The organism is Stenotrophomonas sp. PS02297, assembly GCF_029959705.1.
Lineage (GTDB): Bacteria > Pseudomonadota > Gammaproteobacteria > Xanthomonadales > Xanthomonadaceae > Stenotrophomonas > Stenotrophomonas nitritireducens.
Window position 1 is genome coordinate 1 of record NZ_JASCOS010000144.1, and the last position, 7,845, is coordinate 7,845.

General features: G+C 70.7%; 7 protein-coding genes and 1 pseudogene. All 8 read left to right on the plus strand.

Features of this window, described 5'->3' with window-relative positions:
* On the plus strand, positions 1–1,741 hold a 1,741-nt coding region (locus tag QMX80_RS17280), incomplete at its 5' end, for a cellulose synthase subunit BcsC-related outer membrane protein (protein ID WP_282278410.1).
* Positions 1,742–1,866: 125 nt separating this feature from the next.
* Positions 1,867–3,045: a nicotinate phosphoribosyltransferase gene (gene pncB, locus QMX80_RS17285; RefSeq protein ID WP_055766025.1), complete on the plus strand. Its 1,179-nt coding sequence runs from the start codon at positions 1,867–1,869 to the stop codon at positions 3,043–3,045.
* A 217-nt stretch (positions 3,046–3,262) separates the two neighbouring features.
* Positions 3,263–4,789: a BcsE family c-di-GMP-binding protein gene (locus QMX80_RS17290; RefSeq protein WP_282278412.1), complete on the plus strand. Its 1,527-nt coding sequence runs from the start codon at positions 3,263–3,265 to the stop codon at positions 4,787–4,789.
* Positions 4,786–4,968: a cellulose biosynthesis protein BcsF gene (gene bcsF / locus QMX80_RS17295; RefSeq protein WP_055766017.1), complete on the plus strand. Its 183-nt coding sequence runs from the start codon at positions 4,786–4,788 to the stop codon at positions 4,966–4,968. Before QMX80_RS17290 ends, bcsF begins: the two co-directional genes overlap by 4 nt.
* Complete coding sequence (gene bcsG / locus QMX80_RS17300) at positions 4,965–6,611, plus strand: cellulose biosynthesis protein BcsG (protein ID WP_282278413.1); 1,647 nt, start codon at positions 4,965–4,967, stop codon at positions 6,609–6,611. The genes bcsF and bcsG overlap by 4 nt, the downstream gene beginning before the upstream one ends.
* On the plus strand, positions 6,608–6,787 hold the full coding sequence (bcsR, locus tag QMX80_RS17305; RefSeq protein ID WP_055766011.1) for a cellulose biosynthesis protein BcsR: 180 nt from the start codon (positions 6,608–6,610) through the stop codon (positions 6,785–6,787). The genes bcsG and bcsR overlap by 4 nt, the downstream gene beginning before the upstream one ends.
* On the plus strand, positions 6,784–7,527 hold the full coding sequence (gene bcsQ, locus QMX80_RS17310; RefSeq protein WP_282278415.1) for a cellulose biosynthesis protein BcsQ: 744 nt from the start codon (positions 6,784–6,786) through the stop codon (positions 7,525–7,527). Before bcsR ends, bcsQ begins: the two co-directional genes overlap by 4 nt.
* Positions 7,524–7,845: pseudogene (gene bcsA, locus QMX80_RS17315) on the plus strand (UDP-forming cellulose synthase catalytic subunit); the annotation flags it as partial. The gene bcsQ and the pseudogene bcsA, both read left to right, overlap by 4 nt.

The window sequence follows — 7,845 nt, forward strand, 5'->3', positions numbered from 1 at the left end:
GGTGCTGGCGCTCGCCGCCGCTCCCGGCGCGGCCGCGCCGGTACCGCAGCGCGCCGCGGCTTCCGCACCGATGGCCGGCGCACTGCCGGCGCCCGCGCCGGTGCGCGGCGTGATCGATGAACTGCGCGAACTGCGCGCCGACAGCAGCAGCGCGCTGGCGGCCGGCGCCGCTTACCGCAGCCGCGACGGCGAGGCCGGGCTGGGGCAGCTGGCCGACCTGCAGGTGCCGCTGGAAGCCCGCTTCGCCGTCGGCGACGGCAAGCTCCAGGTTTCGCTGACGCCGACCGTGCTGGATGCCGGCCGCGCCGACGCCGCCTACGCCTCCAGCAGCCGTTTCGGCGCGGGTCCGCAACTGGCCCTGTCCGGCGCGCTCGCCGCCGACCGCGCCCCGGTCGACGACCTGGTCGGATCGTCGCTGTACCAGACGCTGCTGACCAACGGCGCCACCACCGCGACCCGCAACCTCATCTACGAACGCGCGCTGGACAACGGCCGCTACCAGGAGCTGTTCAACCAGACCGACGCCACGCTCACCGCGGCCGAGCGACGCCAGGCCACGCTGGAACTGCTGTATGCCGATCCGCTGCCGGACTACATGCTCGGCCGCGACCTGGGCAACACGCCGATCGCCGACATCGCCCGGCAGGTCCTCGGCAACAGCGCCCTGCTGCGTGGACTCAGCGCGGCCGAACAGGCGCAGTTGAAGGCCCTGGCCGGCGGCAGCAGCGCTTCGCAGACCCCGCTGGCTTTCCAGGACACGCTGTACGCGATGGTGGCCAATGCCGCCGGCGCGCGCCGCCTGGGATCGCAGGACGCCAGCGGCGCCGGCGTGTCGGTCGGGTTCCAGCAGGGCGGTTTCAGCGCCGATGTCGGCACCACGCCGCTGGGCTTCCGCGAATCCAACATCGTCGGCGGGCTCGGCTACCGCGGCCAGGTCGGCGACACCCTGACCTGGTCGGGCGAAGCCTCGCGGCGCGCGGTCACCGACAGCCTGCTGTCCTTCGCCGGGGTGAGCGATCCGCGCAACGGCCTGCAATGGGGTGGCGTCACCGCGACCGGCGCACGCATGGCGGCGACGCTCGACAACGGCCTGCTCGGCGGTTACGCCAGCCTCGGCTGGCATCGCCTGCAGGGCACCCACGTGGCCGACAACGACCGCCAGGAACTGGGCGCCGGGGTCTACGTGCATGCGCTGGAAACGGCGAACCAGTCGCTGACCGCCGGCCTGAACCTGACCGCGATGCAGTACGACCGCAACCTCAGCGGCTTCACCTATGGCCACGGCGGCTACTTCAGTCCGCAGCGCTACGTGGACGTGAGCGTGCCGCTGCACTGGAACGGACGCGACGCCGCGCAGCGCCTGGCCTGGCAGATCGATGCCAGCGTCGGCGTGCAGAACTTCAAGGAAGACCCGGCGGACTACTTCCCGCTGGATCCGGCGATGCAGCAGGAGGCCTATGAAGCGGCATCGCTGGCGGCGCTGCTGGGCCTGACCCCGCGCTATGTCGCGCCGGTCTACGACGGCCAGACCAAGACCGGGGTGTCCTACAACCTGAGCGCGGCGGCCGAATGGCAGCTGTCCTCGCAGTTGTTCCTGGGCGGGCGCATGGAGTTCAACAATGCCCGCGACTACCGTCAGTTCGGCACCAATCTCTACCTGCGTTTCCTGCTCGACCGCCTTGGCTCGGGCCTGGGCAAGCAGCCGCGGCCGCTGCGCTCGCCCTACGCCGGCGACGAATAAGCGGCCATGGACGCGTCCGGCCCAGGCCGGGCGCGTCCGTCGGCGCAGCCGCCGCCGCGGCGCGCGGGCCGGACGTGGCGCTGCCTGCACGCGGTGCGCAGGGGAGGGCAGCGCATAATGCGCTCATGATCATCCCGTCCCTGCTTGATACCGACCTCTACAAATTCACCATGATGCAGGCGGTGCTGCACCAGCACCCCGGGGCGATCGTGCAGTACCGCTTCAAGTGCCGCACGCCCGGCATCGACCTGGCCCGCCATCTGGACCAGATCAGCGCCGAGATCGACCACCTGTGCAGCCTGCGCTTCGCCGCGGACGAACTGGACTACATGCGCCGGCTGCGCTTCGTGAAGCCGGACTTCGCCGATTTCCTCGGCCTGTTCCACCTGGACCGCAAGTACATCGACCTGCGCGCTTCGACGAGCGTGCCCGGCGAGATCGAGCTGGACATCACCGGCCCGTGGCTGCACACCATCATGTTCGAGGTGCCGCTGCTGGCGATCATCAACGAGGTATGGTTCCGCAACACCAGCACCCCGGACTTCGCCGAGGGCGAGCGCCGCCTGCGCGCCAAGACCGCGCTGCTGCGCGACACGCCGGGCTTCGGCAACTGCCGCATCGCCGACTACGGCACCCGCCGCCGTTACTCGCACGACTGGCACGCGCACATGCTGCCGCTGCTGCGCGACGCGCTCGGCGCCCAGTACGTGGGCACCAGCAACGTGCACTTCGCGCGCCTGTACGGGATGACCCCGCACGGCACGATGGCGCACGAATACCTGCAGGCTTTCCAGGCGCTGGGGCCGCGCCTGCGCGATTCGCAGGTGGCCGCACTCGAATCCTGGGCGCGCGAGTACCGCGGCGACCTCGGCATCGCGCTGTCCGACGTGGTCGGGCTGGACGCCTTCCTGCGCGATTTCGACATGTATTTCTGCAAGCTGTTCGACGGCGTGCGCCACGATTCCGGCGATCCGTTCGCCTGGGGCGACCGCATGCTGGCGCACTTCAAGGCCAACCGCGCCGATCCTTCGAGCAAGATCCTGGTGTTCAGCGACGGCCTGAACATCGAGAAGGTGATGCGCCTGTACGACTATTTCCGCGACCGCTGCCAGGTCGCCTTCGGCGTGGGCACGCACCTGACCAACGATCTGGGACCGACCCCGCTGAACATCGTGATCAAGATGGTGCGCTGCAATGGTCAACCGGTGGCCAAGCTGAGTGATTCGCCGGGCAAGAGCATGTGCGACGACCCGGGATACCTGGCCTATCTGCGGCAGGTATTCGGGCTGCCGCCGGCGCCCTGAACCGGGGCGGCTATGGCCATCCATTCATTCACAAAAATGAATGGGCCGTTCTACACACGCTGTGGAAGCGTTCTGTGTCACTGTCGTGGTGAGCAAGTGACATTGAGATGACGGGCAAGTCAAGTTTATAACTGTGATGCCCGTCATGGATCCGCGTGTGGGGTGAGGGACGGAGAGCGGTAGCGCACCGGCTGCGCACGCTGACAGGGACATAGCCTTGAAGACGATTTCACTTGCCATAGACGGCTTGCCGTACGAACTCACCCGCCTGCGTACGGGCGGGGTGTACTGGATCGCCTGCGCAGATGCCGCCCATGCCGACCTGTTCGCCGCCGGTGTCCTCGCCGGATCGGCCGAACTGCCGCTGGCCGTCGTGGGCGCGCTTGGCCGCTCGCCGGCGCCGATGGTCGCGCCGCTTGCGGCCGAGCAGGGCCCGGCGCGCATCCGCCTGTACGAAGCGACGGTCGCCGACCTGCCATCGGCGGTCCGCGCGCTGCCCATCGACCTGGCGCGCTGCGCCGCCGCGCGCGGCACCTTGTGCGTGGTGCAGGTGCCGGCCGCCGCGCTGGAAAACCTGGAAGGCGCCCACCTTGCGCGCTGGTGCGGGCAACTGCACGACTGGGCCGCCGCCGGCGGCCACTGCGTGCTGCTGCTGTGCCATGGCGAGGTGGCGACGCTGGCGCCGCGCCTGCTGCCGCTCAACCGGCTGTGCGCCGGCGTCGCCCAGTTGTATCCGCATCGCGGCGCCCTGCAGTACCTGGTGCATTACTGGAGCAACGCCGAAGGCGTGTTCGCGCATCGCGATTTCGAATCGGAATGGCGCGGCTTCCACCTCCACGTGATGGCCGACGGCGATGGCCTGATGGCCGCGGTGCTGGCGCAGGAAGGCGGCGACCGCTTCCTCTACCTCGCCCAGGCCCAAGCGCTGGAAGGGGCGCCGCCGTTCTCGCCGGCCTGGCGCCTGTTCGACAACTGGTCGGCGCTGATGGCCGGCGCGCTGCAGGCGCAGGCGGCCACGGTGGTGCTGTCGATCGACGAGAATGCCGATGTCGACGCGCTGACCCGCATCGTCTTCCATCTGCGCAGCGAGCGCGGCAACGGCCTGAAACTGGTGGTGCGCGAGATGCAGCCCTGCCTGCGCTATGCCGACGAGCGCCTGCTGCTGGAATCCGGCGCCAGCCTGGTGGCGCCGTCCAGCCTGCCGCTGGCGCGCTTCCTGACCCTGCTGGAAACGATCCAGGGCCAGGTCTGGCAGGGACGCCTGCCGCAGGATCCGGAACGCCTGATCCGCCTGCACCGGCCGCCGGACGTCGGCGGCATCGTCACCCCGGTGCAGTTCAGGCAACTGGCCGGCGAACTGCTCGACCAGGGCGAGGGCGTGGTGGAAAGCGCGGTGCTCGTCCTGCAGCCGGTGGCCGGGGTGAGTCCGGTGCAGGCGCTGCAGCAGCTGCAGATGCGCCGCCGCGGCGATTTCGCCTGCATGCACGCCGGCCAGGTCTGGCTGTTCCTGTTCGCCTGCCGCAGCGATGGCATCGAGCGTGCGCTGGGCAACCTGTTCCGTCTGCCCTGGCGGGAATTATTTGACGGCTATCAGCGTCTGGTCGGGCACGACGTGGCCGCGATGGGCGCGTCCGAGGGCGGCGTCGCGCCGCCGCAGCCGCGGCAGGTGCCGGTGATGGCGCCCGTCGCGCAGGCGCCATCGTGGACGGCGCCGCGACCGATCCGCCTGGGGGGCGAACGATGAACGACCAGCAGGTATGGAGCCTGGTGGCTGCATGTGCGGTAGTGATGATTCCGTTGGGCGTGATGCTGGGGGCGATGCTACGGGCGCTGCGCGCGCGGCTGCGGCGCAGCCTGCCGCCACGCTACCTCCGGCGGGTGGGCGAACGCCGCCGCCAGGCCGCTCCGCGGAGGCAGGCATGAGCGACGCTGCCACCGCTCCCGCAGCGGCTTCCACGCCCTGGGCATGGCCCGACCTGCGCGGCTGGAACCTGTATTTCCTTTCCAAGGTGATCCTCGCCTGGATGGGCGCCCTCGACCTGCACATCCTGCCCAACCTGCTGCTGCTCGCGGTCCTGCTGGTGCCGCTGCCGTGGCGCCGCGCGCGCATCGCGCGCACCGTGGTCGCGATCCCGGTGGCGGTGGCGCTGTATTACCAGGACACCTGGTGGCCGCCGTTCGAGCGCCTGCTGGCGCAGCCGGGTGTGCTGGATTTCTCGGCCTCGTACTGGATGGAGCTGCTGGGGCGCTTCATCAACTGGCAGATGGTCGCGCTGCTGGCGCTGCTGGTCTTCGGCTACCTGCTGCTCAAGCCGTGGCTGCGGGTCACCACGCTCAGCGTGCTGGGGATGCTGGGCATGGCGGCGATGGCGCTGCCGCTTCCGGCCGGCCTGCAGTCTGCCGGGAGGGGCGATGCGACGACGGCGCAGGGCGGCGCGGGAGGCGGCGCGGCGGCGCGCGGTGGCCCGGCCGGCAACGACACGCTCAACGCCTACCTGGCCGGCTTCTACCAGCAGCAGGCCGGGCTGAAGACCGCGTTTCCCCCGGCCCAGGGCGGCGCGCCCTTCGACCTGATCGTCCTCAACATCTGCTCGCTGGCCTGGAGCGACCTGGATGACGTGGGCCTGCGCCACAACCCGTTGTTCGACGGGATGGACATGGTGTTCGACGATTTCAATTCGGCCACCTCCTACAGCGGGCCGGCGGCCATCCGCCTGCTGCGCGCCAGTTGCGGCCAGACCTCGCATACCGCGCTGTTCGATCCGGTGCCGGCACAGTGCCAGCTGTTCGCCAACCTGCAGGCGCTGGGGTTCCAGAACGAGCTGGCGATGAATCACGACGGCCACTTCGACGATTTCATCGGCGACCTCACCCGGTACGGCGGCCTGGCCGCCACGCCGCTGCCGATCGAGAACTATCCGCGCGCGCTGATCGCCTTCGACAAGTCGCCGCTGCGTCGCGACGCGGACGTGTTGACCGGGTGGCTGAAGCGCCGGCAGGCCGAATCCACCGGGCAGGTGGCGCTGTTCTACAACACGATCTCGCTGCATGACGGCAACCGCATCGTCGGCGCCGACGGGCGCGCGATGGCCAGCGACTACAAGGCGCGCGCGCAGATGGTGCTGGGCGACCTGCAGGGCTTCATCGACGCGCTGGAGAAGAACGGGCGCCGCGCCATGGTAGTGGTGGTGCCCGAGCACGGCGCGGCCCTGCACGGCGACCGCATGCAGATCCCGGGCATGCGCGAGATTCCCAGCCCTTCCATCACCCATGTCCCGGCGGGCGTGAAGCTGATCGGCATGGGCATTCCGGCCGCCGGCGGTCCGCGCCACGTGACCGCGCCGAGCAGCTACCTGGCGCTCTCGGAACTGGTGGCGCGGGTCTATGCGCTCAACGCCCAGACCCCGGCCGACGGCCGCGACTGGGACGGCCTGCTGCAGAACCTGCCGGTGACGCCGTCGGTGTCGGAGAACGAGGGGGCCAAGGTGATCGACTACGAGGGCAAGCCGTGGTTGCAGCTCAAGGGCAGCCAGAGCTGGACGCCCTACCCGGAGGACAAGCCATGAAGGCGCACGAACCGGACGCAGGACTGACCTCGGAACAGGACGACATCGACGTCCTGCGCGGACATCTGGGGATGCCGGCGCTGCCCTACCTGGACTTCTCCGCGCAGCGCGCGCGGGCGCAGGCGCTCGCGCGCTGGCCGCTGTTCGCCGAGCTGGCCGCGGAGCCGCGCCGATGAGCATGACGCTGTCCCTGCAGGGCGTGCGCGGTGGCGTCGGGGTGACGACGATGACCGCCGCGCTCGGCCACGCCCTGCACGCGCAGGGCGAGCGGGTGCTGCTGGTCGAGTGCAATCCGGACCACCTGCTCGGCCTGCACCTGGGGCTGCCGGCTGCCGAGACGCGCGGCTGGGCGCGCGCGTGGCTGGAGGGGGGCGACTGGCGCGAGGCGGCGTTCGGCGCGACGCCCGGGCTGGCGCTGCTGCCCTACGGGCTGGCCAGCGATGCCGACGTGGCCGCGGTCGAGGACCGGCTGCGGCAGTCGCCGCGGTTCTGGAGCGAGCGCCTGCCGGTGCTGGCGGCGCAGTTCGACTGGATCCTGTTCGACCTGCCGCAGCGGCTCGACGCGCATGTCGCCGCGGTCAACCAGCATGCCGCCTGCGCCCTGCCGCTGCGGATGGCGACAGTGGACCCGGGCTGCCACGTGCTGCTGCAGCGGCACGTGGACGACGCGCGGCGGGTGCTGTGCAACCGCTACGACCCGGCCATGGACGTGCAGCGCGACCTGATGCAGCTGTGGATCGACGGTGGGCCGTCGCTGGTGCCGCAACCGCTTCACGAGGATGCCGCCGTGTCTGCCGCGCTGGCGCGCAAGCTGCCGCTGGGCGTCGATGCCGACGGCTCGCAGGCCGCCGCCGACATCGTCAGCCTCGCGGTGTGGTGCCTGGCCGAGCGCGCGCGCCAGGGGCGGGCACGATGAGCCTGTGCTACCTGCGCTGGCCGCAACTGCGCGAAACGGCGCGGGCACCGCTGCTCACGCTGTGGCTGTTGTGGCTGCTGCAGGCGCTGGGCTGGGGGTTGCTGCGGCTCGAAGGGCCCGCCTGGCAGGCGCTGGCGCCACGCCTGCCCGATGCCTTCCCGCAATTGCAGCCGTACCGTCGCTGGCGGTTCGGCGATCCGCTGCGGATGCTGATCCAGGCCGGATGGCTGCTGCTGGTCCGCATCACGCCGCGCACCTCCCGCCGCCGCCACCGGCTGGCGGGCGCCCCGCGCCCCCCAGTCGCCGGGGGGCGCGGCG